Genomic DNA, 23,350 nt, shown 5'->3' with positions numbered 1-23,350 from the left:
AGGATCGGATGCAGAGCGTTCCATTTCGAAGCGCCATCACGGAGGAAATTCATGGCTGCCAGTGACACATCGACCGGCGCAGGACGCCCTGCGATGAAGACGGCCGGACGCCTTGCGCTCGGCGTGCTCGCCTGGGTCACCGTGGTCCCGCTGGTGGGACTTCTGTGCATGTGGCTGGGCAGGTCGTTCTTCGACTCTCCCGAAGCCTCGCGCGTCACCATCTATGTGATCGAGGCCATCAACATCGGCGCGGCCGCGTGGCTCTATTGGTATGCCGTGCCGAGCGTGCCGCACTGGGGCCGGCGCGTGGCGTACTTCATCGCCTTCGTGGTGCTGATGGTGCTCGCCAGCGCCCTCGCGGTCTTCGCCGTCAAACTGCTTTTCGTGGTGCTGGTGATGTTCTTGCGTTGAGCTGAGGCGATGGAGGCTCGGCCCGGTGGCACTTCCGGTGCGCGGAAGCCTCATTTGAGAACAGTGTTTTGGCGCTCGCGCCCCTAGCATCGCCTCCAGAGCGTTCCATTTCGAAACGCCAGGGAGGAAATTCATGAACACCAATGAGAAAGCGGCGCCAGCATTCACGCCGTACGGCGAGGCCATCCGATGAAAACCGCGGTGCGCCTTGCGCTCGGCTCGTTCGCCTGGTCCGTCTTGATTCCGCTCGGGGGATTGCTGCACGTGTGGCTGATCCGGTCGGGCCTCCGGTCCCCCGAGGCCGTGGCTACCGCTGCCAATGTGATCGAGGGGGTGCTGATACTCCTGGCCGCGCTGCTCTACTGGCGCTGCGTGCCGAGCGCGCCGGGCTGGGGCCAACGTGCTACCTACTTCGTCGGCTTTCTGTTGCTATTGGCGAGCGTCAGCGCCATCGTGTGCCTCGGCATCTATGTCTCTATCTTGATGCTCATGTTCCTGTGATGAGCTGAGGCCCCGGGGAGCTGTCTCCTTGCGCGAACACGAGCAGCCCCCGCCTCCACTACCCCCTTCACCGCCCTAACGACGCCCGCTGAATGCACTCGATGAAGTGCTGCGCCGCCGGCGTCGATGGCTGCCCGCGCCGGCGCACCACGCACACGTTCAGTATCGGCATCGTCTCGCGCACATCGACGCGCCGGATGCCGTGGCGCTTGAAGCTGAGTCCGGCGAGCGGCTCGACGAACAGGCCGATCAGATCCATGTGCCCCACCAACGCGAGCGCCACGGTCACCGAGTGGCCCTGCAGCACGCGCGTGGGCGGCGACAAGCCGAGCGGGGTGAACAGCGGCGCCACGGCATTGGTTCCGCCATGGTCGTCGCCCGGCAGGACCCATTCGGCGGCATAGAGGTCGTGCAGCGAGCGCGCGTTGCGCAGCGGATGGCGCTCGCGCAGGCCGACCACCAGTTGCACCGGGAACAGCTCCAGCGCCTCGAACTGCGGATCGAGCGTGCCGGGCACGACGTGCGCCACCGCGAAATCGAGGTAGCCGTCGCGCAGCCGCGCGAGCATCCACGGCAGCACGGCCTCGCTGAACTGCACGTCGACCGCAGGCAGTCGCGTGTGGAAGTCCTTGAAGGCGGCGGGCAGCACGGTGAGCGCGAACGAAGCGCTCACGGCCAGCGAGACCGAGCCGGTGGCGCCGTCGCGGATCTGCGCGATCTCGTCGCGGGCGCGCTCCATGTCCGCCAGCAGCAGCCTTGCGCGCGGCGCGAAGGCCAGGCCGAACTGCGTGAGGCGCACGCCCTTGACGCTGCGCTCCACCAGCGGCGCACCGACCTCGCGCTCCAGCTCGCGCACGATCTTGGTCACGGCCGGCTGCGAGATGCCGAGCACGCGCGCGGCGGCGCGGATGCTCATCTGCTCGACCACGGCCACGAAGGCATGCAACTGATTGGGCTTCATCTTTGGAGTGACAACCAAAAGTTATCGTTGACGCCCAATTATTGTCTTTTCATGACAGCTGTGAGTCTCTAGCATCCGCCGCGACTCGGGCCCACGCGGCCTGCGCCCTTGAGAACACACAGGAGACACATGAACACCCGCGCTTCCCAGCCCTCGCCCACCTCCCCGTCGTCGCCCGCACGCCGGCGCCAGACCATCGTGGCCACGACCATCGGCAACGGGCTGGAGTTCTTCGACTTCACCGTCTACGGCTTTCTGGCGCTGGTGATCGGCAAGCTGTTCTTCCCGACCTTCAGCTCCTACGGCCAGCTGCTGCTGACGGTGGCGAGCTTCGGTGTCGGCTTCATCATGCGGCCGCTGGGCGGCATCATCATCGGCGCGTATGCCGACCGCGCGGGCCGCAAGAAGGCCATGACGCTCACGATCTTTCTGATGGCGCTGGGCTGCGCGCTGATCGCCTTCACGCCGACCTACGCCAGCATCGGCGTCGCGGCGCCGGTCGTGATCGTGCTGGCGCGGCTGATCCAGGGCTTCTCGGCCGGCGGCGAAGTCGGCGCATCGACCACGCTGCTGGTGGAGCACGCCACACCCGCCAACCGCGGCTACATGGCGAGCTGGCAGTTCGCGAGCCAGGGCCTGGGCGTGATGCTCGGCGCCGTGGTGGTGGGCGCGCTCACCTTCTCGCTCACGCCCGAGGCCATGCAGAGCTGGGGCTGGCGCGTGCCGTTCATCCTCGGCATGCTGATCGCGCCGGTGGGCATGTACATCCGCCGCCACCTCGAGGAGTCGCTGCACATCTCGCCTGAAGACGCCAAGGCGCCGCGCGAGAGCAGCCTGAAGATCGTCTGCACGCAGCACGGCAGGACGGTCCTGGCCGCCATCCTCGCGCTGGTGGGCGGCACCACGGCAGCGTATGTGGTCACCTTCTACATGCCGACCTACGCGGTGCGCGAACTCGGCCTCACGCCCTCGGTGGCGCTGTTCGGCGCGGCGCTCACGGGCCTGCTGTCGTTCGCGCTCGCGCCGTTCGTGGGCAAGCTCTCGGACATCGTGGGCCGCAAGCCGCTCATCCTCTGGAGCCGCATCGTGATGGCGATCCTGATCTACCCGGGCTTTCTGTGGCTCAACGCCTCGCCCACGCCCGGGGTGCTGTTCGTGGTGCTCGGCGTGCTGAGCATCGGCCTGGTGGTGCAGACGGTGCCGGGCATCACGATGCTGCCGGAGATGTTTCCCAAGCGCGTGCGCGCGAGCGGCATGTCGCTGGTTTACAGCGTCGGCGTGGCGCTCTTCGGCGGCTTCGCGCCCTTCATCAGCACCTGGCTGGTCAACGCCACCGGCAGCAAGCTCGCGCCGGCCTGGTACCTCGTGGCGATGACGCTGGTGTCGCTGCTCGGCCTGCTCTGGCTGCGCGACCACACGGGCCGCGACATCGACGCAGCCAACGCCCACGCGCCCGCCTGATACCGTCTTCCTCCTTCCCGCCTTCATGCACAGGAATCTTCCCGCCATGTCCCAGCCTGCCACTGCCGCCACCCGCCATTTCTCGGGCACGTATGTCGAAGCCCGCGCCAAGTTCCTCGAGGCCGCCGCGGCGCGCGGCGCCAGCATCGAGTCGTTCGTGCACCCCACGCACCGCGGTGCACTCGGCGAAGAACTCGCCACCGACGTCGCGCTGATCGGTGCGGCCGACGCGAAGAAGGTGCTGCTTGTCACCTCGGGCACGCACGGCCCCGAGGGCTTCTGCGGCTCGGGCGCGCAGGTCGCCACGCTGAACGACGCCGACCTGCTCGCGCGCCTCGAACGCGCGGGCGTCGCGCTGCTGCTGGTGCATGCGGTGAACCCGCACGGTTTTTCGCACCTGCACCGCACCAACGAAGACAACATCGACCTGAACCGCAACCACATCGACTTCAGCGCGCCGTTGCCGGTGAACGCCGAGTACGCCGACGTGGAGCCGCTGGTGCTGCCCGCCAGCTGGCCGCCGACGCCCGCCGACGACGCGGCCGTGGCGGGCTACATCGCCACGCACGGCATGACCGCCTTTCGCGCAGCCGTCACGCGCGGGCAGTACACCTCGCCCGACGGCCTGTTCTACGGCGGCACCGCGCCGTCGTGGAGCAACCGCACCATCCGCGCGATCTTGCGCGGCTATGCAGCCTCGGCCACGCACCTGGGCTGGATCGACGTGCACACCGGCCTGGGCCCCTACGGCCACGGCGAAAAGATCTACCCGGGCCGCAACACGCCCGAAGACTTGGCACTGGCCCACGCCTGGTGGGGTGCCGATGTGTTCGCGCCCTTCGCGGGCGACTCGGCCTCGGCCGACGTGTCGGGCCCGGTGATCTCGACCGCGTATGACGAATGCCCGAACGCGCGCGTCGCGCCCATGGGCCTGGAGTTCGGCACGCTGCCCGACCTGGAAGTGCTCGAGCGCCTGCGCGCCGACACCTGGCTGCGCCGCCACCCCGAGGCGCCCGAATCGCAGAAGCGCGAGATCCGCCGCCGCCTGCGCGACGCGTTCTACTGCGACAACGACGAGTGGAAAGGGATGGTGCTCGGGCAGACGCGTGTCGTGCTGCTGCAGACCCTGCAGGGCCTCAAGAACGCCTGACCCGGCGAGCTTCGGCTCAGCCGAAGTTCGGCGCGCGCTTCTCGCGCAACGAGGCCACGCCTTCGCGCACGTCGGCGCCCGCGAAGCCCATGAACTCGAGCGCCAGCGAGGCGTCGAAGGTCGGTCCGGCCTGGCGCAGCCAGTTGTTCAGCGCGTACTTGGTGAAGCGGATCGCGCTCTGGCTGCCGGCCGCGAGGCGGTCGGCGATCTCGTAGGCGCGCGGCAACAGGTCGGCCTCGTCCACCGCCAGCGACACCAGGCCGATGCGCTCGGCCTCCTCGCCGCTCACCGGCTCGCACAGCAGCAGGTGGTACTTGGCCTTGGCCATGCCGCACAACAGCGGCCACACGATGGCCGCATGGTCGCCCGCCGCCACGCCCAGGCGCGTGTGGCCGTCGACGATCTTCGCGGTCTTCGTGGCGATGGAAATGTCGGCCAGCAGGCCCGCCACCAGCCCCGCGCCCACGGCCGGGCCGTGCATGGCGCTCACGATGGGCTTGTCGCAGTTGATGAGGTTGTAGACAAGGTCGCGCGCTTCCTTCCACACGCGCTGGCGCACGGTGTCGTCGGTGGTCATGTCCTGCACCATGCCCAGGTCGCCGCCGCCCGAGAAGCCCATGCCCTCGCCGCGCAGCACGGCGCAGCGCACCGTGTCGTCGGCCGCCACGTCGCGCCAGATTTCGGCCAGCTCGCGGTGGCCGTCATGGCCGGCCGTGGGCAGCTTGCCGTTGGTGGCGCGCATCTGGATGTCGAGCACCGCGCCGTTCGCGCCGCGGCGCGTGAGGGCGAGGGTCTGGTAGCGGGTGTAGTCCATGCGTGTGTCTCCGCCCCGCACGCACGGCCATGGCGCGGGGACTCGTTCGATGAAGGAGAAGAAGAAAGGCCGGAGGCCTATTTTTGCGCGGCCAGCTCGCGGCAGCGCTTCAGGTTCGCGTCGAAACGCGGCGCCAGGCCCGGCTCGCAGACATCGTCGGCGGGGTTCAGCTTGCACATGCCGACCACCGCGTAGTCCATGACGGCCGCCGTGCACATCGGGTAGGCGGCCAGCTCGGGGTTGGCCTTGGCCTTGAAACCCCAGCGCTCGGAGAACTGCACCATGCGCGTCATCGCGCCGAGGAAGAAGCTGCGGTCCTTCGCGGCGACGGCCGCTTCCATGCGCGGCAGCTCCTCGTTGAGGTAGCCGACCGAGTCCATCGGAAAGCCGGCGGGGTCGGGCTGCGGCTGCGCGAAGGCCGTGGCGGCCATCAAGGCCAGCGAGGCACCCACGCAGGCGCGTCGGAACGGGTGGAAGAAGGCGGAACCGGTGGGCAGGTGGCGGTATGGCATGGCTTGCGATTCTGCAACGTTTGGAAGCATTTTTGCGTGCCGACCGATGCGCGCACGCGACGTTTTCAGGCGACTGCCGGCCTCCCCGTGCGGCGCGGGACAATGGCCGCTTCCGTTTTCCCTTGCAAAGACCCCCATGGCCCGACGCCCCCAACGACAGCTGCGCACCATCGAGCGCGGCATCCTCTGCCTTTTGATCGGCGTCGCCGTGCTGCTGGGGCCGCGCTTCCTGCAGGGCACGCGCTGGTTCGACATGGTGGCTGGCGCGTACATCGTCGGCTGGTTCGCGCTCGCACTGGGAGTGGCACTGGTCGGCGTCGGCCTGTTCCAGCGCGGCAAGCCGGACCGCTGAGGTCCGGCTTCAAGCGCTCAGTGCGCGGCGGCTTTCTTGCCGCGCAGCTTGCCGACGAGCTCCACCACGGCCAGCACGATGGCACCGGCCACGAGGCCGACGACGGCGTTGACGCCCATCGAGCCCAGCGTGCCGAACACGCCACCCGTGGCCTTGGCCCAGTCTTCGACCGCATGGCCGAACGCTGGCACGCCGTGCACCAGGATGCCGCCGCCCACGAGGAACATGGCGGCCGTGCCGGCCACCGACAGGCCCTTCATGAGCCACGGCGCCGCCGCCAGGATGCCGCGGCCCAGGCCGCGCGCCGCCGCGCTGCTGCGCTGGCTCAGGTACAGGCCCGCGTCGTCCAGCTTCACGATGCCGGCCACGAGGCCGTACACGCCCACCGTCATGATCAGCGCAATGCCGACCAGCACGCTGAGCTGCGTCGTGAACGGCTGGCCCTGCACGGTGCCCAGCGTGATGGCGATGATTTCGGCGGAGAGGATGAAGTCGGTGCGCACCGCGCCCTTGATCTTGTCCTTTTCGACCGCGACCACGTCGACCGTGGTGTCGGCCACGGCCTTCTGGTGGCGCGCGGTGTCGGCCTCGTGCTCCTTCTTGTGCAGGAACTTGTGGGCCAGCTTCTCGGCACCCTCGAAGCACAGGAACGCGCCGCCCACCATGAGCAGCGGCGTCACCAGCCAGGGCAACCAGGTACCGATGGCCAATGCGGCCGGCACCAGGATCGCCTTGTTGACGAGGGAGCCCTTGCACACGGCCCACACCACCGGCAACTCGCGCTCGGTGCGCACGCCGGTGACCTGCTGCGCGTTCAGCGCCAGGTCGTCGCCGAGCACCCCGGCGGTCTTCTTGGCAGCAAGCTTGGTGAGGACGGAGACGTCATCGAGCACGGTGGCGATGTCGTCGAGCAGCAGGAGCAGGCTGGTGGCCATGGGCGAAAGTCAGGCTGTGGAAGAAGCGGCGAGCTTATCCGCAGCCGATCGCCGCGCCGGTGAAGACCGTACGCGGCATCCGGGGTGGATCAGTCCACCACGCGCTTGAGGCGGATCTCTTCGACGCGGACGGTGCCCAGCGCGGTGGTCTTGGCCGTCTTCATCTCGCGCTTGAAGCCGGCGAGTTCGTGGAAGCGCATGGCGCGGTCGTTGCGCAGCGGCACCCAGATGGTGACCGTGGTGCAGCCTTCTTCGGCCAGGCCTTCGCGGGCGGCGTCCCAGAGGGCCACGCCGGCGCCCTTGCCCCAGTGCTCGGGCTTGACGTAGATGGCCCAGATCTCGCCCGTGGTGGGCGGCGTCTTGGGGTCGCGCGAGCGGTCGAAGCCGACGAAACCGACGATCTCGCTGCCGTGCGTCACCACATGGACCTGGGGTTCGCTGAATTCGATGGCCTCGCGCCATTTGGCCTCGCGCGAGGCGGGGGCCAGCACGCGCAGGTCGTCTTCGGACAGGATGCCTTCGTAGGCAGCCTTGGCAGACAGGGCATGGACTTCAGCGACGGCCTTGGCGTCGCGCATCGTGGCGGGGCGAACTTCGTAATCGGACATGAAAGCGGAAAAACGTGTGGAACCGGCTATTGTCGCCGCACCGCTAAACTGCCGGCTGCATCCGCACGTATCAACTGGAGAAAGCATATGGCCAAGGGTCAGCAACGCACCAACAAGGAAGCCAAGAAACCGAGAAAGGACACTTCGCCGCCGAAGGCCCCCACCGGCGGCATCGAGCCCGTGCGCACCGTCACCACGGCGGTGATTCCGCGCGGCAAGCTCAAGAACAAGTGACCGACGTCCCCGCGCCCGCCCCCAAGCCGGCGCAGCCGCGCAACCCGTTGCACGGCCTCACGCTGGAGGCCATCGTGACTGCGCTGGCCGATTACTACGGCTGGGAGCAGCTGGGGCACCTGGTGCCGATCCGCTGCTTCATCAGCGAGCCCAGCGTGGGTTCCAGCCTCAAGTTTTTGCGCAAGACGCCGTGGGCGCGCGACAAGGTCGAGAGCCTGTATCTCTTCATGCTGCGCGAGCAGCGCCGCGAACAGCAGCAGCAACAGCCACCCCAAGAACCTCCCGCGCAATGAAGGTCCGCCTCGAACCGTCGGGCCTCGAATTCGAGGCCGAGGCGGGCGTCACGCTGCTGCACGCGGCGGAGGCGGCCGGCATCGAGCTGCCGAGCTCGTGCCGCAACGGCACCTGCCGCACCTGCATCTGCCAGCGCCTGTCGGGCGAGAGCCGCCACCTCATCGAATGGCCAGGCCTGAGCTTCGACGAAAAGATCGACGGCTGGATTCTTCCGTGCGTGGCCGAGGCGCTGAGCGACCTCACGCTCGACACGCCGCAGGCGCGCGCCCTCTTCGACTGACGAACGGCTAAGGCCGCGCCGAAGCCGGTGCAGCCACCACCATCCGGTCGCGCTGCGCCAGCGATGGGAACAGGCGGAACCAGGTCAGCGCCACCAGCATCGTTCCCACGCCGCCGAGCACCACCGAGCCGACCGGCCCCAGCAGCGCCGCCGTGGCGCCCGATTCGAACTCGCCGAGCTGGTTGCTCGCGCCGATGAAGATCGAATTGACCGCGCTCACCCGCCCGCGCATGGCGTCGGGCGTTTCCAGCTGCACCAGCGTCTGACGGATCACGACGTTGACCATGTCGGCACCGCCCGACACCGCGAGCGCAACGAGCGAGACGAGAAAACTCTTCGACAGCCCGAACACCACCATGCACAGCCCGAACGCCCCCACGGCCAGCAGCAGCGTGCGCCCCACGTTGCGCTCGACGGGCCGGCGCGTGAGCGCGATCGACATCACCAGCGCGCCCACCGCCGGCGCGCTGCGCAGCAGGCCCAGGCCCCAGGGGCCGGTGTGCAGGATGTCCTTGGCATAGATCGGCAGCAGCGCCACGGCGCCGCCCAGCAGCACCGCGAACAGGTCGAGCGAGACCGCGCCCAGCACCGGCTTGCGCAGCCAGATGAAATTGACGCCCGCGAACACCGTGGCCAAGGTGACCGGCTCGCGCGCGGCCGGTGCGTGGTCGTAGCGCAGCCGCAGCACCAGCACGCAGGCGATCACGAAGCACAGCACGCTGGCGCCGTAGACCACCGCCATGCCCGCCACGAACAGCAGCCCGCCGAGCGCGGGGCCGCCGATGATCGCGCCCTGCATGCCGGCCGAGCTGAACGCCATCGCACGCGACAGCAGCAGCGGCGGCACCAGCAACGGCGTGAGCGCCTGCTGCGCCGGCATCTGGAAGGCGCGCACCGCGCCGAGCACCAGCGACAGCCCGAGCAGCAGCCCGCGCGTGTCGTTCTTGTGCAGCACCGCGAACAGCAGCGCCAGTGCCACCGTGCCCTGCACCGCGAAGCACACCGCCACGATGCGGGCGCGGTGGTGCCGGTCCACCACGTGACCGGCCAGCAGCGCCAGCAGCAGCGCGGGCACGAACTGGTACAGGCCGACCAGGCCCAGGTCCCACGCGCTGCCGGTGAGCTCGTACATGTGCCAGCCGATGGCCACGAGCATCATCTGCGAGGCGGCGGTGCCGAACAGGCGCGCCACCCACAGCTGCATGAAGGGGCGCTCGCGCCTCAGGTCGGAGAAAGAAGGAGACGAGGAAGGAGCGGCGCCGGGCATATCGGTCGAGGATAGCCGAGGCTTCTTCGGCCTTTCTGAGCCTCTCTACACTCGTTGTCCCCATGACCGCTTCGCCGCCCGACCTGCTCCCCGTTCACGAAGACGCCCACCTGCTGGTGCTCGACAAGCCCGCCGGCCTGCTGTGCGTGCCCGGCCGAGGCGACGACAAGCAGGACTGCCTGAGCGCGCGCGCCCAGCGCCAATGGCCCGATGCGCTCATCGTGCACCGGCTCGACATGGGCACCAGCGGCCTCGTGGTGATGGCGCGCGGCCTGGAGATGCAGCGCGCCCTGAGCGCGGCCTTTGCCGACCGCGAGGTGCACAAGCGCTACGAAGCCGTGGTGGACGGCGTGATGCCGCAGCAGGGCGACTGGTCGCTCATCGACGCCCCATTGATGGCCGACTGGCCCCGCCGGCCGCTGCAGAAGATCGATCCTGCGGGCAAGCCCAGCCTCACGCGCTGGCGCGCACTGGCCAGCGTGTCGCCGCCCGGCGCCCCTGCGGCCACGCACGTGCTGCTGGAGCCGCTCACGGGCCGTTCACACCAGCTGCGGGTTCACCTGCTGTCGATCGGGCACCCGATCCTGGGCGATGCGCTGTACGGCAATGCCGCGCTGCAGGCACGCGCGCCGCGCCTGCTGCTGCATGCCAGGGAATTGGGGTTTGTGCATCCCGCGACGCGGGAGCCTTTGCACTTCGAATGTGCGGCGGGGTTCGCTGCGCAGTGGCTCAGTGGCCCTTGACGACGAGCACCGGCATGGTCGCGTCCTGCAGCACGCGCTGCGTCACGCTGCCCAGCAGCAGTTTCTCGATGCCGCTGCGGCCGTGCGAGCCCATCACGATCAGGTCGGCCGCGATGGCGATGGCGGTGTCCACGATGCCTTCGTGCACCACGTGGCCGTCGATCACGCGCTGGTCGCTGTGCAGGCCTTCGGCCGCCAGGGCGGCCACGCCGCGTGCGAGCGCCGCATTGGCGCTGGCGGTGGCCGCCGCGAGGTATTCGTTCTGGCCGAGCGCATAGTCCGCGCCCACACCGATGAAGGGGTAGTTGTCGATCACGTGGATCAGCGTGATGCGACTGCCGAAAGCCAGGGCAAGACCGCTGGCCTTGCTGACCGCGAGCATGGAAGTTTCGGAGCCGTCGATGGGGACCAGGATGTGATTGAACATGGCGGGACCTCGCTTAGCGTTCGCAGACAGACAGACTGACGGACCCGGTTCGCACCGGGTCGGGCCCCGAATTTAACCGCTCTGCAGAACCCGCCCTGTAGGACTCCGACCAGCGAAGCCCGCAGGCGTCTCAATCCCCCTGGAAACCCTCGGACCGGCAGGTGACGACGAGCGTGTCGCGCCACCCATCACCGCCCTCTTCCAGCGGCTGGATCGGCGTCGATTCGTGAATCACGCGCGCATCGTCGAGCAGCAGCAGCGTCCACGGCTCGGTCATGGTGAAGCGCTCGCCGCGCCGGCCGTTGGCCTCGAACACGCGCGTCTCGCCGCCCTTGATGCCCTGGCGCCCGATGAGCGCCACCGCCACCAGGTCGACACCGTCGCGGTGCGCGCCTTCGGGCGTCGGACGGCCGATGCCGCCGGCGGTGTCGATGCGGAACTGGTGCGCTTCCACGAACCAGCGCTGCGGTGCGCCGCGCATGTCGCTGCTGACCTGGCCGAGCTGCTGCATCAGCCGCTGCCACACGGGCTGCGCCACCGTGGCGTCGAGCATCGGCGCAAACCAGCGCTGCATGCCGCCGTGCAGCGCGTTGTATTCGACCGGCTGCCAGTGCGCGCGGTGCGGCACCGGTGCCAGCGCGGCATCGGCATCGACCGTGAAACAGGCATGGCGCCGCGTGCGGTAGCGACCGCCGTCTTTCAGGTACTCGTCGGGCGGCAGGTCGTTCCAGTCGGCGTGCAGCGCTTCGAGCTGTGCCAACGGCACGCCGAGCCAGTCGCACACGCCCTGCGGGCTCAGCACCGCATAACCGTGTTCGCGCAGCGCACCGGCCAGTTCGGCCGGCGGCGTGAACGGGGGAGCGAAGGCGGCGGTGCTCACTGGGCGCTGACCTTCACGTCCTTCCAGAACGCGACGCGGTCACGAATTTCCTCGGCTTCGGGCTTCGGGTCGGGGTAATACCAGGCGGCGTCGGCGTGGAGTTCGCCGTTGACCAGCAGCGAGTAGTAGTTCGCCGAGCCCTTCCACGGGCAGGTGGTCTTGTGGTTGCTGAAGGTGACCGCATCGCGATTGAGCGAACTCATCGGGAAGTAGTGGTTGCCTTCGACGAGCACGGTGTCGTCGCTTTCGGCGATGGTGACGCCGTTCCAGGTTGCTTTCATGGGATCGATCTCCGGGGGAGGTGCAAGGTGCCGATGCCGCGTTGCGCGCTCGGGACAGTGACTATTGTGACGCTGGCGCGAGGTGCTTTCCTTGCGCCGGGTCATCTTGGCCCGATGCGGGCAGGGTTTCCGTGGATGCACCGGGTGTGCAAACCCGAGCACACGACGCGGATTTTCCGTGGCCGGCTTGCGGCGTGCACGTCGATGTGGTCCGCTTCCTCTTCCCCCTGACTCACTTCCCTCAAGGCCCCGGCGCATTGCCAGCCTGAGACACCACGCCATGCCATTGAAGCTCCAAGACCCGAGCCTGCTGCGCCAGCAGGCCTGCATCGCCGGCGCCTGGGTGAATGCCGACAACGGCACCACCGTCGCCGTCACCAACCCCGCCACCGGCGAGCAGATCGGCACCGTGCCGATGTGCGGCACCGAAGAAACCGTTCGCGCCATCGCCGCCGCCGAAAAGGCGCAGAAGGCCTGGGCCAAGGTGCCCGCCAAGGAACGCTCGGCCATCCTGCGCAAGCTCAACGACCTGATGCTGGCGAACGTGGACGACCTCGCGCTGATCATGACCACCGAGCAGGGCAAGCCCCTGGCCGAGAGCCGCGGCGAGATTGCCTACGCCGCCTCGTTCATCGAGTGGTTCGCCGAAGAAGCGCGCCGCGTGTACGGCGACACCATTCCCGCGCCGCAGGCCGACCGCCGCATCCTGGCGCTCAAGCAGCCCGTGGGCGTCACCGCCGCCATCACGCCCTGGAACTTCCCCACCGCCATGCTCACGCGCAAGGCCGGCCCCGCGCTCGCGGCCGGTTGCGCGATGGTGGTGAAGCCGGCCACGCAGACGCCGTTCTCGGCACTGGCTTTTGCGGTGCTCGCCGAACGCGCGGGCGTGCCGAAGGGCTTGCTGTCGGTACTCACCGGCTCGGCCAGCCAGATCGGCGGCGAGATGACGCGCAGCCCCATCGTGCGCAAGCTCACCTTCACCGGCTCGACCGAGGTGGGCCGCACGCTCATGAAGCAGTCGGCCGACACCATCAAGAAGCTGTCGCTCGAACTCGGCGGCAACGCGCCCTTCATCGTGTTCGACGATGCCGATGTCGATGCCGCCGTCGAAGGCGCGATGGTTTCCAAGTACCGCAACACCGGCCAGACCTGCGTGTGCGCGAACCGCTTGTACGTGCAACGCGGCGTGCTCGAGGCCTTCACGCAGAAGCTCGTGGCCAAGGTCAACGCGCTGAAGGTCGGCAACGGCATCGAGGCCGGCGTGAACCAGGGGCCATTGATCGACGCCAAGGCGGTCGAGAAGATCGAGGAGCACGTGGCCGACGCCGTCGCCAAGGGCGGCACCGTGCTCGCAGGCGGCAAGCGCCATGCACTGGGCGGCCTGTTCTACGAGCCGACCGTGATCGGCGGCGCCACGCCCGACATGCTGTTCGCACGCGAAGAAACCTTCGGCCCGCTGGCGCCGATCTTCGCGTTCGACACCGAGGCCGAAGCCATCGCCGCGGCCAACGACACCGAGTTCGGCCTGGCCGCGTACTTCTACAGCCGCGACATCGGCCGCATCATGCGCGTGGCCGAAGCGCTCGAATCGGGCATCGTGGGTGTGAACACCGGGCTGGTGTCGACCGCCGAAGCGCCGTTCGGCGGCGTCAAGCAATCGGGGCTGGGGCGCGAGGGCTCGAAGTACGGGCTCGACGACTTCCTCGAGGTGAAGTACGTGTGCCTTGCGGGGCTGGATACGTCGCCAGTCAGCTCACCAGCCAGTGCACGCTGAACAGCCGCTCGGGGTCGGTCCACACCGCCCCGACGCGGAAGCCCGCACGCACCGCGAGTCCCTGCAGGCCCTCGACGGTGAACTTGTGCGAGTACTCGGTGTGGATCGTCTCGCCCTCTTCAAACGAGAACTGCTCGCCGCGCATCTGCACGCTCTGCGCGCGCCGGCTCACGAGGTGCATCTCGATGCGGCGCATCGGTGCGTTGTAGAAGGCCGCGTGCGAGAACCCGTCGAGGTCGAAGTCGGCCGACAGCTCCGCGTTCGCACGCCGCAGCAGGTTGAGGTTGAACGCCGCCGTCACGCCCTGCGCATCGTTGTAGGCCGCGTGCAGCCGGTCGGGGTCTTTCACCAGGTCGACGCCGATGAGCAGGCCACCGCCGCGCAGCATGCGCGCCGCGAGCTGCAAAAACGCCAGCGCCTCGTCGGGCTCGAAGTTGCCGATGGTCGAGCCCGGGAAGAAGCCCACGCGCCGGCCCGCCCCGGCCATGGGCGCGGGCAGCACGAGCGGCATCGTGTAGTCGGCCGCGATCGGTTGCACGGCCAGTGCCGGGTAGTCAGCCTTCAGGCGCGCCGCCGCGGCTTCGAGGTGTTCGCCCGAAATGTCGATCGGCAGATAGCGCTTCGGTGACTCGAGCGCGTCGAGCAGCAGCCGCACCTTGGTGAGCGAGCCCGCGCCGAACTCGACGATCTCGGCGTTCGGCCCGACCTGCGCGGCGATCTCGCCGGCGCAGGCGCCGAGGATGCCCAGCTCGGTGCGCGTGGGGTAGTACTCGGGCAGCTCGCAGATGCGGTCGAACAGCTGCGAGCCGGCCACGTCATAGAAGAACTTGGGCGAGATGTGGCGCGGCGTGCGCGCCAGGCCCGCCTGCATGGCGCGGCCGAACTCGGACCACGGGGCGGTGTCGGGCGAGGTCGCTTCTTCCTGGCGTGGCAGGTGGCTGGCGAGGGCGAATGAAGAAGTGGTCGGATTGCGCATGGTGCTCGGCTCCATCGAAGTCGGTCAAAGGTCTTTCGCGAGCCGCAGCCCCGAGAACTGCCAGCGTGCCGCCGGCGGGAAGAAATTGCGGTAGCTCGGCCGCGTGTGGCCGGCCGGCGTGGCCACGCTGCCACCGCGCAGCACCAGCTGCCCCACCATGAACTTGCCGTTGTATTCGGCCGCGATGCCGGGCAGCGGACGAAAGCCCGGGTACGGGTCGTACGACGAACGCGTCCATTGCCAGACGTGGCCGCTCATCTGCGCGATGCCGGGCGCGTCGAAGGCGGCCTCCCATTCGAACTCGGTCGGCAGCCGCGCGCCGGCCCATTCGGCGTACGCGGCGGCTTCATAAAAGCTCAGCTGTGCCACCGGTGCGTCAGCCTCCATCGGCCGCACGCCGTGCAGGCCGAACACCTGCCAGCCACAGGGCGCGGCATGGCCGCCGCCTGCGCCGAGGGTGGCGATGCGCGGGTCGTCGGCTTCGAGCCAGTACGCCGGATGGCGCCAGCCCTGGGCCTGCACCGCGGCCCAGCCGTCGGACAGCCACAGCTCGGGCCGCCGGTAGCCGCCGTCGGCGATGAACTGTGCGTAGTCGCCGCAGTTCACCAGCCGGTCGGCGATGGCGTAGGGGCGCAGCAAGGCGGCGTGGCGCGGTGTCTCGTTGTCGAAGCAGAAGCAGTCGCCCGCATGACCGACCTCGACCGTGCCGCCCGGCTGCGCCAGCCAGCGCACCTCGGCCGGCACAGCGGCCAGCCGCAGCGCGGGGCCGCTCGCGGGCTTGTAGGCCGGCAGCAGCGGGTTGCACGACAGGGCATGCAGGATGTCGGTGAGCAGCAACTCCTGGTGCTGCTGCTCGTGGTTCAGGCCGAGCGCAACGATGGGCTCGATGGCCGCCCAGTCGAGCGGCCCGGGCGCCGCGAGCAGCGCGAGCACCGCTTCGTCGACGTGGCGGCGGTAGGCCTGCACCTCGTCGAGCGACGGCCGCGTGAGCAGCCCGCGCTGCGGCCGCGGATGACGCGGCCCCAGCGCCTCGTAGTAGGAGTTGAAGAGGTAATGAAAGCGCGCATCGAACGGCCGATAGTCCGCCGCATGCGGCTGCAGCAGCACGGTCTCGAAGAACCACGTCGTGTGCGCCAGGTGCCACTTGGTCGGGCTGGCGTCGGGCATCGACTGGATGCACTGGTCCTCGGCGGACAGGGGCGCGGCAAGCGCCAGGCTGGCGGCACGCACCGTGCGGAATCGCTCGCGCAAGGCGTTCGCCACGGGGGCGATCGGCCGGGAAAACGTCATGGTGTCTCCAGTCAGATCAGCCAGAAGTTTTAGCCCATACCGGCGACAAAGGCACGTAGGACAAGACGCCGCCGCCGCGCCGCCGCAGGAGCCCGTTCTGCGCGCAAGCGGCCCCGGAACGCCTCGGGCCGCTGCGTATGATTCGGACGATGCAAACCCCCTCTCCTTCGGCCAGGCCCCACGTTGTCATCATCGGCTGCGGTTTCGGCGGACTCGAGGCAGCGCGCAAGCTGCAGCGGGCCGACGTCGATGTGACGGTGATCGACAAGACCAACCACCACCTGTTCCAGCCCCTGCTCTATCAGGTGGCGACCGCCGGGCTCGCGGCGCCGTCGATCGCGGCGCCGGTGCGCGCCCTGTTCCGCAAGCAGGCCAACGTGACCACGCTGCTGGCCGAGGTGACGGGCATCGACCCGGCCGCGCACAGCATCCAGCTGGCCGACGGCAGCCACGTGGCCTACGACCACCTGATCGTCGCGGCCGGCGCCACGCACAGCTATTTCGGGCACGACGAGTGGGCGCCCGCCGCGCCGGGTCTGAAGACGCTGGCCGACGCCTTCGAGATCCGCCGCCGCGTGCTGATGTCCTTCGAGACGGCCGAGACCACCACCGACCCCGAGCGCCGCCGCGCGCTGCTCACCTTCGTGGTGATCGGCGCTGGCCCGACCGGCGTCGAGATGGCCGGCACGCTGGCCGAGATCGCCAAGCACACGCTTGCGGGCGAGTTCCGCCGCATCGACCCCGGCAGCGCGCAGGTGCTGCTGGTCGAGGGCGGCCCTCGCGTGCTGCAGGCCATGCCCGAAAGCCTGAGCCAGAAGGCGCTCGAGCAACTGGAACGACTCGGCGTCGAAGTGCGGCTGAACGCGCGCGTCACCGCCATCGACAACGCCGGCCTCGAAGTGCAGACCGGCGGCGGCCCCGACGGTGCGCCGCTGCAGAGCTACCGCATTCCCAGCAGCTGCGTGGTGTGGGCGGCCGGTGTCGCGGCCTCGCCGCTGGGCCGGCTGCTCGGCAACGCCACAGGCGTCGAGTGCGACCGCGCGGGCCGCATTAAGGTCGAGCCCGACCTGAGCCTGGCGGGCCACCCCGAGATCAGCGTGGTGGGCGACCTGGCCGCCACCATGAGCCACGCGCCCGGCAAGCCGCCCAAGCCGGTGCCCGGCGTGTCGCCCGGCGCCAAGCAGGCGGGCCGCGCAGCGGCGGCGAACATCCTGCGCCGCCTGGCGGGCCAGCCCACGGTGCCGTTCCGCTACGCCGACTACGGCAACCTGGCCACCATCGGCCGCAACTCGGCGGTGGTCGACCTGGGCACGCCCTTCGGTCCGCTGCGCTTCAGCGGCCGGTTCGCGTGGCTGTTCTGGCTGTTCGCACACGCGTACTTCCTCATCGGCTTTCGCAACCGCGTCGTCGTGATGTGGGACTGGGCCAGCGCCTACTGGAGCTTCCAGCGCAACGCGCGCGTGGTGGCCGACGTGCAGGGCCGCAGCGAGTCGTAAGCACCCCCACGCCGCGCGATGACGTTGCTCTGGTGGGTGGTCTTTCATGCGCTCGATGCGCTGTTCTGGCTCTGGATCCTGCGCTGGGGCGGCGCGGCCTGGCTCGAGGGCACGTTTCTCTCGGGCTTTCTCGTGAGCATCTTCGCGCCGCGCTGGGGCGCCGAGGGCCTGCGCATGTTCGCGCTGCTGATGCTGATCGTGTGTGCCATCAGCTTCGTCTGGGGCCTGTTCATGCCTGAGGTGCGCTGCTGGTATTCGGGCCACTGCTGACCCGCTGATTCCGCAAGGCGCCGTCAGGCGCTCATGACAGGGGTTCGAAGCGCACGTCGCCCCACGGCTGCGAACCACCGCCACCATGGCGCGGCTGCTCCCGCCGTTCGCGCCGCCAGTCCCACGGCGGTGTCGGCGCGGTGTCGGCCCACAGGCCCAGGTGTTGCGCGCGCGCCGTGGCCTCGAGCCGAAACAGGTCGCCGCCGCGCTTCTTCACGATGCCGTGGTAGTCGTAAACCCAGGCCCATCCCTCGGCCACCATGCGGCGCCCGGCGTCTTCGCCGTTGCAGCGCACGTCGGCCACGGTGCGGCCGTAGCGGTCGGTGTCGCGCTCGGTGATGACGGCCTTCTCGGCGTAGCACAGGCGGCTCAGCGCCTGCCGGCTGCGCTGGCCGTAGGGCTGCGCTTTCTCCGGTGCGTCGATGGCGGCGATGCGCACCTTGACCTGTTCATAAGCGCCGCTGCGGCCGCAGCGCGCGGTGAGCGTGTCGCCGTCGCTCACGCCGACGACGAGGCAGGTGCGCGGCGACGCGGCGTGGGTCAGCAGCGGGAGGGAAAGACCGAGGGAAAGAAGCAGGAAGACGGGGCGAAAGCGCATGCGGAATGGGAACGGAACACGGGGCCGGGAATGGCCGAAGATTCTCGGCGCGAAGTGCGCGCGCCGCCCTTCGGATGCATTTGTTTTCGTCTTCGTTTCAGCGCGCGGCGGGTGCGCCCGTCGACTTGCGCACCACCAGCTCCGGCCGCAGCACCACGGTGGAGGCTGACAGCGCCTGCCCGTCGATCTCGGCGAACAGCATCTCGGCCGCACGCCAGCCGAGTTCGCGGTGCGGCAGGCGGATGGTGGTGAGCGGCGGATCGACCATGTCGACCAGCGGCATGTCGTTGTGGCCGGTGACGGAGATGTCTTTCGGCACGCGCAGGCCGGCTTCGCGCAGCGCGTCGTAGGCGCCCAGTGCCACGAGGTCGTTGCAACAGACCACGGCCTGCGGCGCGGCACCGGCCGCAAGCATCTGCTTCATCGCGACCGCGCCCGCTTCGCGGCTGTAGCTCGTGCACTCGACGATGCGGGCCGGCTTCATGCGGTGGTCGCGCAGGGCCTGCTCCACGCCCAGCAAGCGGCCCACGCCGGTCGGGATGTTCTGCGGCCCCGCAAGGTGCGCGATGCGCTTGTGGCCCAGGCCCACGAGGTGATCGACCGCGAGCTTCATCGCCAGCCGGTCGTCGCTCACCACGGCGGGCAGGCGGCCGGTTTCGTCGGCGCGGTTGACCAGCACGGACTTCATGCCGGCCTTGGCGACGAAGTCGACCAGCGGATCGTCGCGCGTGGCGGTGGCCAGGATCACGCCGTCCACGCGCTGCGCCAGCATGCGTTCGAGCACCGGCCGCGCGAGCGCCGGGTCGACCACGTTGGTGACGAACACGAAGTAGCCGCGCGCGGCGGCGCTGGCCTCGATGCCTTGCAGGATCGGCGGGAACACCGCGTTCGTGATGTCGGGCACCAGCACGCCGATGGTGTGGGTGCGGCCCGTGCGCAGCGCCGAGGCCGCGCGGTTGGGCCGGTAGCCCAGGCGCTGCGCAGCCTCCTCGACCACGCGCAGCACCTCGTCGCTGATCAGCGAGCGCTTCTCGGGGCTGAGCGCGCGCGACACGGTCGACACGTGCACGCCGGCGGCGCGGGCGACGTCGCGGATGGTGACGGGGCTGGAAGGCGGTTGGGCGCTCATTGGTGCAAACGATTGTTGGACATCCGGCAGGCCATAGCGGGCGAATTCCCATTCTGGCACCTCGGATACCCACCATTTTACTTTTCTGGGATTTGACTTACTATCGTGCAAACGATTGCAAAGACCCACCATGAACATCGCCACCTCCCCCGATTCGGTGCTCGGCTTCGCGCTGGACGCCATGAACCGCACACCCGACCCACGGCTGCGCACCGTGATGGACGCGCTCACGCGCCACCTGCATGCCTTCGTCCAGGAGGTGAAGCTCACCGAGGAAGAGTTCGAGCAGGCGCTCGAATTCATCGTCGCCATCGGCCACGCCACCGGCGAGACCAAGAACGAGGTGGTGCTGGCGGCCGACATCCTCGGCGTGTCGACCGTGGTCGCGCTGCAGAACAACCAGGACCCGCACGGCGAATCGCCGGCCGCCCTGCTCGGTCCCTTCTGGCGCGCCAACTCGCCGGCCTGCGCAACGGGCGACAGCATCGCGCGCTCGGGCACGCCCGGCACGCCGCTCGAAGTGACCGGCACGGTGCGCGACGTGCGCGGGCAGCCGATGGCCGGCGTCACGGTCGACGTGTGGCAGGCCTCGCCGGTCGGGCTCTACGAGAACCAGGACCCGGAACAGGACGACATGAACCTGCGCGGGCGCTTCACCACCGACGCGCAAGGCCGCTTTCATTTCCGCAGCGTGCGCCCCGCCGGCTACCCGGTACCCACCGACGGGCCCTGCGGCGTGCTGCTGCGCGCGCAGCAGCGCCACCCGAACCGGCCCGCGCACCTGCACTTCATGCTGAGCAAGCCGGGCCACAAGGTGCTGATCACGCAGGTGTTCGCCGACGACGACGAGAACCTGGAAAGCGACCCGACCTTCGGCGTGACGCGGCAACTGATCGGCTGCTTCGCGCTCGCACCCGATGGCCAGCGCGCCACGCTGCAGTACGACTTTCAGCTCGAGCCCGGCGAGATGAAGTTCCCCCGCCCGCCGATTCCCTGATCTCCCCCCATCCCACAACGCCTCTTCATCTCATGAGCTTCGATCCTCAATCCCAACTCCACGGCAAGATCGCCGTCATCACCGGCGGCCTCGGCGCCATCGGCTACGCCACGGCCACGCGGCTGGCCGCGCTGGGCGCCACCTGCGTGCTGCTGCACCGCAGCGGCGACGACGGTGCCGCGCGCGCCGCCGCCCTGCCCTCGGACAGCGGCCAGCACCACGGCGCGATCCGCGCCGACATCGTCGACACACCGAGCCTGCAAGCCGCCGCGGCCGAAGTGAAGGCCGCGCACGGGCGCTGCGACATCCTGGTCAACAGCGCGGGCCACACGCAGCCCATTGCGGCCGGCGACCTCGATGCGCTGACCGACGAACTCATCGACGACCTGCTGCGCGCCAACTTCCGCGGCGTGTTCGCCACCATCCGCGCCTTCGCGCCGATGCTCAAGGCAACCGGCGATGGGCTGGTGGTCAACATCTCGTCCATCGCCGGCTTCACGGGCGTGGGCAGCAACCTCGCGTATGTCGCGGCCAAGGCCGGGCTCGATGTGGTGGGCGACGCGCTGGCCAAGGCGATGGCGCCCGCGGTGCGCGTGGTGTCGGTGTCGCCGGGCGCGGTCGAGTCGGGCTTCGTGCCGGGCCGCGGCGCGGAGTTCGCGAACAAGATGGCGAGCACCACGCCGCTGGGGCGCATCGGCAAACCCGACGACGTGGCCGCCACCGTGGAAGCGCTCGCCACCACGCTGCGCTTCGTCACCGGCACGCGCATCGTGGTCGACGGAGGGCGTCACCTGTGAACAACCCAAAGACGCTCATCACCTGCGCGGTCACGGGCAACCTCGTGAAGCCTGAGCAGACGCCGCACCTGCCGATCACGCCGGTGCAGATCGCCGACGAATGCCTGGCCGCCGCCGAAGCCGGCGCGGCGCAGGTGCACATCCATGTGCGCCACCCGGAAACGGGCAAGCCCTCGATGGAGGTCGATCTGTACCGCGAGGTGGTCGACCGCATCCGCCGCGAGAACCGCGAGCTGATCGTGAACCTCACGACCGGGCCGGGCGGGCGCTTCATTCCGAGCGAGGACGATCCGAAGATCGCCGCGCCCGGCACCACGTTGCTGCCGCCCGAGAAGCGCGTGGAGCACATCGCGCTCATCCGGCCCGACGTGTGCTCGCTCGACCTCAACACCATGAACTCCGGCCCCGACGTGGTGATCAACACGCCGAAGAACGTGCGCCGCATGGCCAAGGTGATGCGCGAGGCCGGCGTGAAGCCCGAGCTGGAGATCTTCGACTCGGGCGACATCCACCTGGCGCTGGGCCTCATCGCCGACGGCACGCTCGACGGCCCCGCCATGTGGACCTTCGTGCTCGGCGTGAAGTACGGCTTTGCGCCCACGCCCGAGACGCTGCTCTACGCACGCAATCTGCTGCCGCGCGGCGCCTTCTGGAGCGCCTTCGGCATCGGCCGCACGGAGTTCCCGATCGTCGCGCAGTCGTGGCTGCTGGGCGGCCACGTGCGCGTGGGCATGGAAGACAACATCTACCTCGAGAAAGGCGTGCTGGCCGAGAGCAACGCGCAGCTCGTGGCGAAGACGCGCGACATCCTGCGCAGCCTGGGCGGCGACGTCGCCAACCCGCGCGAGGCCCGCGCGATGCTGGGACTGGCCGACACCCGCACCGTTCAAGGAGCCGCACGATGAGCGCCATCCTTCATGAACCGCGCGCACTGCGCGTGAACAGCAAGGCCGCCAACCTCGAGGCGCTGCACCTGGACGCCGCGCCGCAGCCCGAGCCCGCCGCGCCGCCCGGCCATGCCGTGGTGCGCGTGGCCGCCGCCGCCGTGAACCCGAGCGACGTGAAGGCCGCGCTGGGCCTCATGCCGCAGGCCGTCTGGCCGCGCACGCCGGGCCGCGACTTCGCGGGCACCGTCGTGAGCGGGCCGGCGGATTGGATCGGCCGCGAGGTCTACGGCTCGGGCGGCGACGTCGGCATCACGCGCGACGGCTCGCATGCACGCTACCTCGTGCTGCCCGAAGCGGCCCTGCGCGCCAAGCCGAAGGGCATCTCGATGGACGAGGCCGGCGCCGTGGGCGTGCCCTTCGTCACGGCCTACGAGGGCTTTCGGCGCAGCGGCATGCCGCAGGCGGGCCAGACGGTGCTGGTGCTGGGCGCCAACGGCAAGGTCGGGCAGGCGGCGGTACAGCTCGCCGCGCAGGCCGGCGCGCGCGTGATCGCAGTGCAGCGCGGCCCGGGGCCGTTCGCAGGGTTCGCGAGCGCGCCGGTCGACGTGGTCGACGCGCGCCACCACGCCGACGTGGGCGCGCAGGTGCGTGAGCTCACCGACGGCCGCGGCGCGCACATCGTCTACAACACCGTGGGCAGCGCCTACTTCGAGGCCGCCAACAAGGCGATGGCCAAGGGGGCCACGCAGATCTTCATCGCCACGCACGACCGCGCGGTGCCCTTCGACATCTTCGCGTTCTACCGCGGCATGCACACCTACGTGGGCATCGACTCGCTGGCGATGGACTGCGTCGCCTCCACCGCGCAGCTCGACGCGATGCGCGAGGGCTTCGAGCGCGGCACGCTGAAACCCTTTCCCGTGGCACGCCACTTCGCACTCGACGAAGCGATCGACGCCTACCGGCTGGTGCTGTCGGGCAGCACCGACCGCGTCGTGCTGCGCCCCTGAACCGAGAGAAGGAAC

The 23,350-nt window shown here is 69.4% G+C and carries 29 protein-coding genes; 16 read left to right on the top strand and 13 right to left on the bottom strand.

What is annotated here, in order from left to right; all coding sequences use genetic code 11:
• Positions 1 to 51 precede the first annotated feature (51 nt).
• Positions 52 to 411 (top strand): hypothetical protein, encoded by a 360-nt coding sequence (locus CY658_RS07525; RefSeq protein ID WP_143713622.1) that lies wholly within the window; start codon positions 52 to 54, stop codon positions 409 to 411.
• 189 nt (positions 412 to 600) lie between these two features.
• The gene (locus CY658_RS07520; RefSeq protein WP_101489534.1) at positions 601 to 912 is read left to right on the top strand and encodes a hypothetical protein; all 312 of its coding nucleotides are present in this window, start codon (positions 601 to 603) and stop codon (positions 910 to 912) included.
• Positions 913 to 979: 67 nt separating this feature from the next.
• On the opposite strand, the gene CY658_RS07515 is transcribed toward CY658_RS07520, so the two are convergent.
• Positions 980 to 1,873, bottom strand: coding sequence for a LysR family transcriptional regulator (locus CY658_RS07515; protein ID WP_101489533.1), 894 nt, complete (start codon positions 1,871 to 1,873; stop codon positions 980 to 982).
• Positions 1,874 to 2,002: 129 nt separating this feature from the next.
• Between CY658_RS07515 and CY658_RS07510 the strand changes: the two genes are divergently transcribed.
• Together CY658_RS07510 and CY658_RS07505 are read left to right on the top strand one after the other, a co-directional pair.
• Positions 2,003 to 3,334, top strand: a complete 1,332-nt coding sequence (locus tag CY658_RS07510) for an MFS transporter (protein WP_101489532.1) — start codon at positions 2,003 to 2,005, stop codon at positions 3,332 to 3,334.
• Between the two features lie 46 nt (positions 3,335 to 3,380).
• Positions 3,381 to 4,484 carry a M14 family metallopeptidase gene (locus tag CY658_RS07505; protein WP_101489531.1) on the top strand — a complete coding sequence of 368 codons (1,104 nt, stop codon included), beginning with the start codon at positions 3,381 to 3,383 and terminating at the stop codon, positions 4,482 to 4,484.
• A 16-nt stretch (positions 4,485 to 4,500) separates the two neighbouring features.
• On the opposite strand, the gene CY658_RS07500 is transcribed toward CY658_RS07505, so the two are convergent.
• Positions 4,501 to 5,298, bottom strand: a complete 798-nt coding sequence (locus CY658_RS07500; protein ID WP_101489530.1) for an enoyl-CoA hydratase/isomerase family protein — start codon at positions 5,296 to 5,298, stop codon at positions 4,501 to 4,503.
• Between the two features lie 77 nt (positions 5,299 to 5,375).
• Positions 5,376 to 5,810: a hypothetical protein gene (locus CY658_RS07495; RefSeq protein ID WP_257884779.1), complete on the bottom strand. Its 435-nt coding sequence runs from the start codon at positions 5,808 to 5,810 to the stop codon at positions 5,376 to 5,378.
• Positions 5,811 to 5,946: 136 nt separating this feature from the next.
• On the opposite strand from CY658_RS07495, the gene CY658_RS07490 reads away from it, so the two are divergent.
• Positions 5,947 to 6,162, top strand: a complete 216-nt coding sequence (locus CY658_RS07490; protein WP_101489529.1) for a hypothetical protein — start codon at positions 5,947 to 5,949, stop codon at positions 6,160 to 6,162.
• 17 nt (positions 6,163 to 6,179) lie between these two features.
• Here the strand turns inward: CY658_RS07490 and CY658_RS07485 are convergent, their stop codons facing one another.
• Both CY658_RS07485 and CY658_RS07480 read right to left on the bottom strand, forming a co-directional pair.
• Complete coding sequence (locus CY658_RS07485; RefSeq protein WP_101489528.1) at positions 6,180 to 7,097, bottom strand: DUF808 domain-containing protein; 918 nt, start codon at positions 7,095 to 7,097, stop codon at positions 6,180 to 6,182.
• A gap of 89 nt (positions 7,098 to 7,186) precedes the next feature.
• The gene (locus CY658_RS07480) at positions 7,187 to 7,705 is read right to left on the bottom strand and encodes a GNAT family N-acetyltransferase (RefSeq protein WP_099791345.1); all 519 of its coding nucleotides are present in this window, start codon (positions 7,703 to 7,705) and stop codon (positions 7,187 to 7,189) included.
• Positions 7,706 to 7,792: 87 nt separating this feature from the next.
• Here CY658_RS07480 and CY658_RS32715 point away from each other — a divergent pair, with 87 nt between their 5' ends.
• Genes CY658_RS32715 through CY658_RS07470 form a run of 3 tightly spaced genes read left to right on the top strand, consistent with a single transcriptional unit; the run spans position 7,793 to position 8,513 of the window.
• Positions 7,793 to 7,939 (top strand): hypothetical protein, encoded by a 147-nt coding sequence (locus CY658_RS32715; protein WP_180288555.1) that lies wholly within the window; start codon positions 7,793 to 7,795, stop codon positions 7,937 to 7,939.
• Positions 7,936 to 8,232: a VF530 family DNA-binding protein gene (locus CY658_RS07475; protein WP_101489527.1), complete on the top strand. Its 297-nt coding sequence runs from the start codon at positions 7,936 to 7,938 to the stop codon at positions 8,230 to 8,232. The genes CY658_RS32715 and CY658_RS07475 overlap by 4 nt, the downstream gene beginning before the upstream one ends.
• Complete coding sequence (locus CY658_RS07470; protein WP_101489526.1) at positions 8,229 to 8,513, top strand: 2Fe-2S iron-sulfur cluster-binding protein; 285 nt, start codon at positions 8,229 to 8,231, stop codon at positions 8,511 to 8,513. The genes CY658_RS07475 and CY658_RS07470 overlap by 4 nt, the downstream gene beginning before the upstream one ends.
• Positions 8,514 to 8,520: 7 nt before the next feature.
• Here CY658_RS07470 and CY658_RS07465 read toward each other — a convergent pair whose 3' ends face one another.
• Complete coding sequence (locus tag CY658_RS07465; RefSeq protein ID WP_374221101.1) at positions 8,521 to 9,717, bottom strand: MFS transporter; 1,197 nt, start codon at positions 9,715 to 9,717, stop codon at positions 8,521 to 8,523.
• 125 nt (positions 9,718 to 9,842) lie between these two features.
• Between CY658_RS07465 and CY658_RS07460 the strand changes: the two genes are divergently transcribed.
• Positions 9,843 to 10,523: an RluA family pseudouridine synthase gene (locus tag CY658_RS07460; protein ID WP_101489524.1), complete on the top strand. Its 681-nt coding sequence runs from the start codon at positions 9,843 to 9,845 to the stop codon at positions 10,521 to 10,523.
• On the opposite strand, the gene CY658_RS07455 is transcribed toward CY658_RS07460, so the two are convergent.
• The 3 genes from CY658_RS07455 to CY658_RS07445 form a co-directional block, all read right to left on the bottom strand.
• Complete coding sequence (locus tag CY658_RS07455) at positions 10,510 to 10,950, bottom strand: universal stress protein (RefSeq protein ID WP_101489523.1); 441 nt, start codon at positions 10,948 to 10,950, stop codon at positions 10,510 to 10,512. The genes CY658_RS07460 and CY658_RS07455 overlap by 14 nt on opposite strands.
• A 130-nt stretch (positions 10,951 to 11,080) precedes the next feature.
• Complete coding sequence (locus CY658_RS07450; protein ID WP_101489522.1) at positions 11,081 to 11,830, bottom strand: 2OG-Fe dioxygenase family protein; 750 nt, start codon at positions 11,828 to 11,830, stop codon at positions 11,081 to 11,083.
• Positions 11,827 to 12,111: a DUF427 domain-containing protein gene (locus CY658_RS07445; RefSeq protein WP_099791357.1), complete on the bottom strand. Its 285-nt coding sequence runs from the start codon at positions 12,109 to 12,111 to the stop codon at positions 11,827 to 11,829. The genes CY658_RS07450 and CY658_RS07445 overlap by 4 nt, the downstream gene beginning before the upstream one ends.
• A 280-nt stretch (positions 12,112 to 12,391) precedes the next feature.
• Between CY658_RS07445 and CY658_RS07440 the strand changes: the two genes are divergently transcribed.
• Positions 12,392 to 13,885, top strand: coding sequence for an NAD-dependent succinate-semialdehyde dehydrogenase (locus CY658_RS07440; protein WP_101489521.1), 1,494 nt, complete (start codon positions 12,392 to 12,394; stop codon positions 13,883 to 13,885).
• Here the strand turns inward: CY658_RS07440 and egtD are convergent.
• On the bottom strand, positions 13,860 to 14,756 hold the full coding sequence (gene egtD, locus CY658_RS07435) for an L-histidine N(alpha)-methyltransferase (protein WP_257884830.1): 897 nt from the start codon (positions 14,754 to 14,756) through the stop codon (positions 13,860 to 13,862). The genes CY658_RS07440 and egtD overlap by 26 nt on opposite strands.
• Before the next feature lie 129 nt (positions 14,757 to 14,885).
• Entirely contained in the window at positions 14,886 to 16,151 is a 1,266-nt protein-coding gene (egtB, locus tag CY658_RS07430; RefSeq protein WP_101489520.1) for an ergothioneine biosynthesis protein EgtB, read from the bottom strand.
• 149 nt (positions 16,152 to 16,300) lie between these two features.
• Between egtB and CY658_RS07425 the strand changes: the two genes are divergently transcribed.
• Together CY658_RS07425 and CY658_RS07420 are read left to right on the top strand one after the other, a co-directional pair.
• The gene (locus tag CY658_RS07425; protein WP_101489519.1) at positions 16,301 to 17,647 is read left to right on the top strand and encodes an NAD(P)/FAD-dependent oxidoreductase; all 1,347 of its coding nucleotides are present in this window, start codon (positions 16,301 to 16,303) and stop codon (positions 17,645 to 17,647) included.
• Between the two features lie 18 nt (positions 17,648 to 17,665).
• Positions 17,666 to 17,917: a hypothetical protein gene (locus CY658_RS07420; RefSeq protein WP_101489518.1), complete on the top strand. Its 252-nt coding sequence runs from the start codon at positions 17,666 to 17,668 to the stop codon at positions 17,915 to 17,917.
• Between the two features lie 31 nt (positions 17,918 to 17,948).
• Here the strand turns inward: CY658_RS07420 and CY658_RS07415 are convergent, their stop codons facing one another.
• Both CY658_RS07415 and CY658_RS07410 read right to left on the bottom strand, forming a co-directional pair.
• Positions 17,949 to 18,515, bottom strand: coding sequence for a thermonuclease family protein (locus CY658_RS07415; RefSeq protein ID WP_101489517.1), 567 nt, complete (start codon positions 18,513 to 18,515; stop codon positions 17,949 to 17,951).
• A 97-nt stretch (positions 18,516 to 18,612) separates the two neighbouring features.
• Positions 18,613 to 19,644 carry a LacI family DNA-binding transcriptional regulator gene (locus CY658_RS07410; RefSeq protein WP_101489516.1) on the bottom strand — a complete coding sequence of 344 codons (1,032 nt, stop codon included), beginning with the start codon at positions 19,642 to 19,644 and terminating at the stop codon, positions 18,613 to 18,615.
• A gap of 130 nt (positions 19,645 to 19,774) precedes the next feature.
• On the opposite strand from CY658_RS07410, the gene CY658_RS07405 reads away from it, so the two are divergent.
• Genes CY658_RS07405 through CY658_RS07390 form a run of 4 tightly spaced genes read left to right on the top strand, consistent with a single transcriptional unit; the run spans position 19,775 to position 23,335 of the window.
• Positions 19,775 to 20,641 carry a dioxygenase family protein gene (locus tag CY658_RS07405; RefSeq protein ID WP_101489515.1) on the top strand — a complete coding sequence of 289 codons (867 nt, stop codon included), beginning with the start codon at positions 19,775 to 19,777 and terminating at the stop codon, positions 20,639 to 20,641.
• Positions 20,642 to 20,673: 32 nt separating this feature from the next.
• Positions 20,674 to 21,438: an SDR family NAD(P)-dependent oxidoreductase gene (locus CY658_RS07400; RefSeq protein WP_101489514.1), complete on the top strand. Its 765-nt coding sequence runs from the start codon at positions 20,674 to 20,676 to the stop codon at positions 21,436 to 21,438.
• Positions 21,435 to 22,343, top strand: a complete 909-nt coding sequence (locus CY658_RS07395; protein ID WP_101489513.1) for a 3-keto-5-aminohexanoate cleavage protein — start codon at positions 21,435 to 21,437, stop codon at positions 22,341 to 22,343. Before CY658_RS07400 ends, CY658_RS07395 begins: the two co-directional genes overlap by 4 nt.
• Positions 22,340 to 23,335, top strand: coding sequence for a quinone oxidoreductase family protein (locus CY658_RS07390; protein ID WP_101489512.1), 996 nt, complete (start codon positions 22,340 to 22,342; stop codon positions 23,333 to 23,335). Before CY658_RS07395 ends, CY658_RS07390 begins: the two co-directional genes overlap by 4 nt.
• Positions 23,336 to 23,350 lie beyond the last annotated feature (15 nt).

This window comes from Variovorax sp. RO1, assembly GCF_002849325.1.
Classification (GTDB): Bacteria; Pseudomonadota; Gammaproteobacteria; order Burkholderiales; family Burkholderiaceae_C; genus Variovorax.
The sequence above is the reverse complement of the archived record's forward strand: the minus strand, read 5'-3'. Positions and strand labels throughout refer to the sequence as shown.

Excerpts from the sequence above, each read along its gene's own strand:
- CY658_RS07495 (WP_257884779.1), bottom strand. The coding sequence starts at position 5,810 with ATGCCATACCGCCACCTGCCCACCGGTTCCGCCTTCTTCCACCCGTTC.
- CY658_RS07420 (WP_101489518.1), top strand. The coding sequence starts at position 17,666 with ATGACGTTGCTCTGGTGGGTGGTCTTTCATGCGCTCGATGCGCTGTTC.
- egtB (WP_101489520.1), bottom strand. The coding sequence starts at position 16,151 with ATGACGTTTTCCCGGCCGATCGCCCCCGTGGCGAACGCCTTGCGCGAG.
- CY658_RS32715 (WP_180288555.1), top strand. The coding sequence starts at position 7,793 with ATGGCCAAGGGTCAGCAACGCACCAACAAGGAAGCCAAGAAACCGAGA.
- CY658_RS07390 (WP_101489512.1), top strand. The coding sequence starts at position 22,340 with ATGAGCGCCATCCTTCATGAACCGCGCGCACTGCGCGTGAACAGCAAG.
- CY658_RS07470 (WP_101489526.1), top strand. The coding sequence starts at position 8,229 with ATGAAGGTCCGCCTCGAACCGTCGGGCCTCGAATTCGAGGCCGAGGCG.
- CY658_RS07410 (WP_101489516.1), bottom strand. The coding sequence starts at position 19,644 with ATGAGCGCCCAACCGCCTTCCAGCCCCGTCACCATCCGCGACGTCGCC.
- CY658_RS07525 (WP_143713622.1), top strand. The coding sequence starts at position 52 with ATGGCTGCCAGTGACACATCGACCGGCGCAGGACGCCCTGCGATGAAG.
- CY658_RS07445 (WP_099791357.1), bottom strand. The coding sequence starts at position 12,111 with ATGAAAGCAACCTGGAACGGCGTCACCATCGCCGAAAGCGACGACACC.
- CY658_RS07490 (WP_101489529.1), top strand. The coding sequence starts at position 5,947 with ATGGCCCGACGCCCCCAACGACAGCTGCGCACCATCGAGCGCGGCATC.
- CY658_RS07400 (WP_101489514.1), top strand. The coding sequence starts at position 20,674 with ATGAGCTTCGATCCTCAATCCCAACTCCACGGCAAGATCGCCGTCATC.
- CY658_RS07500 (WP_101489530.1), bottom strand. The coding sequence starts at position 5,298 with ATGGACTACACCCGCTACCAGACCCTCGCCCTCACGCGCCGCGGCGCG.
- CY658_RS07480 (WP_099791345.1), bottom strand. The coding sequence starts at position 7,705 with ATGTCCGATTACGAAGTTCGCCCCGCCACGATGCGCGACGCCAAGGCC.
- CY658_RS07510 (WP_101489532.1), top strand. The coding sequence starts at position 2,003 with ATGAACACCCGCGCTTCCCAGCCCTCGCCCACCTCCCCGTCGTCGCCC.
- CY658_RS07460 (WP_101489524.1), top strand. The coding sequence starts at position 9,843 with ATGACCGCTTCGCCGCCCGACCTGCTCCCCGTTCACGAAGACGCCCAC.
- CY658_RS07405 (WP_101489515.1), top strand. The coding sequence starts at position 19,775 with ATGAACATCGCCACCTCCCCCGATTCGGTGCTCGGCTTCGCGCTGGAC.
- CY658_RS07425 (WP_101489519.1), top strand. The coding sequence starts at position 16,301 with ATGCAAACCCCCTCTCCTTCGGCCAGGCCCCACGTTGTCATCATCGGC.
- CY658_RS07455 (WP_101489523.1), bottom strand. The coding sequence starts at position 10,950 with ATGTTCAATCACATCCTGGTCCCCATCGACGGCTCCGAAACTTCCATG.
- CY658_RS07465 (WP_374221101.1), bottom strand. The coding sequence starts at position 9,717 with ATGCAGCTGTGGGTGGCGCGCCTGTTCGGCACCGCCGCCTCGCAGATG.
- CY658_RS07505 (WP_101489531.1), top strand. The coding sequence starts at position 3,381 with ATGTCCCAGCCTGCCACTGCCGCCACCCGCCATTTCTCGGGCACGTAT.
- CY658_RS07415 (WP_101489517.1), bottom strand. The coding sequence starts at position 18,515 with ATGCGCTTTCGCCCCGTCTTCCTGCTTCTTTCCCTCGGTCTTTCCCTC.
- CY658_RS07520 (WP_101489534.1), top strand. The coding sequence starts at position 601 with ATGAAAACCGCGGTGCGCCTTGCGCTCGGCTCGTTCGCCTGGTCCGTC.
- CY658_RS07515 (WP_101489533.1), bottom strand. The coding sequence starts at position 1,873 with ATGAAGCCCAATCAGTTGCATGCCTTCGTGGCCGTGGTCGAGCAGATG.
- egtD (WP_257884830.1), bottom strand. The coding sequence starts at position 14,756 with ATGCAGGCGGGCCTGGCGCGCACGCCGCGCCACATCTCGCCCAAGTTC.
- CY658_RS07440 (WP_101489521.1), top strand. The coding sequence starts at position 12,392 with ATGCCATTGAAGCTCCAAGACCCGAGCCTGCTGCGCCAGCAGGCCTGC.
- CY658_RS07485 (WP_101489528.1), bottom strand. The coding sequence starts at position 7,097 with ATGGCCACCAGCCTGCTCCTGCTGCTCGACGACATCGCCACCGTGCTC.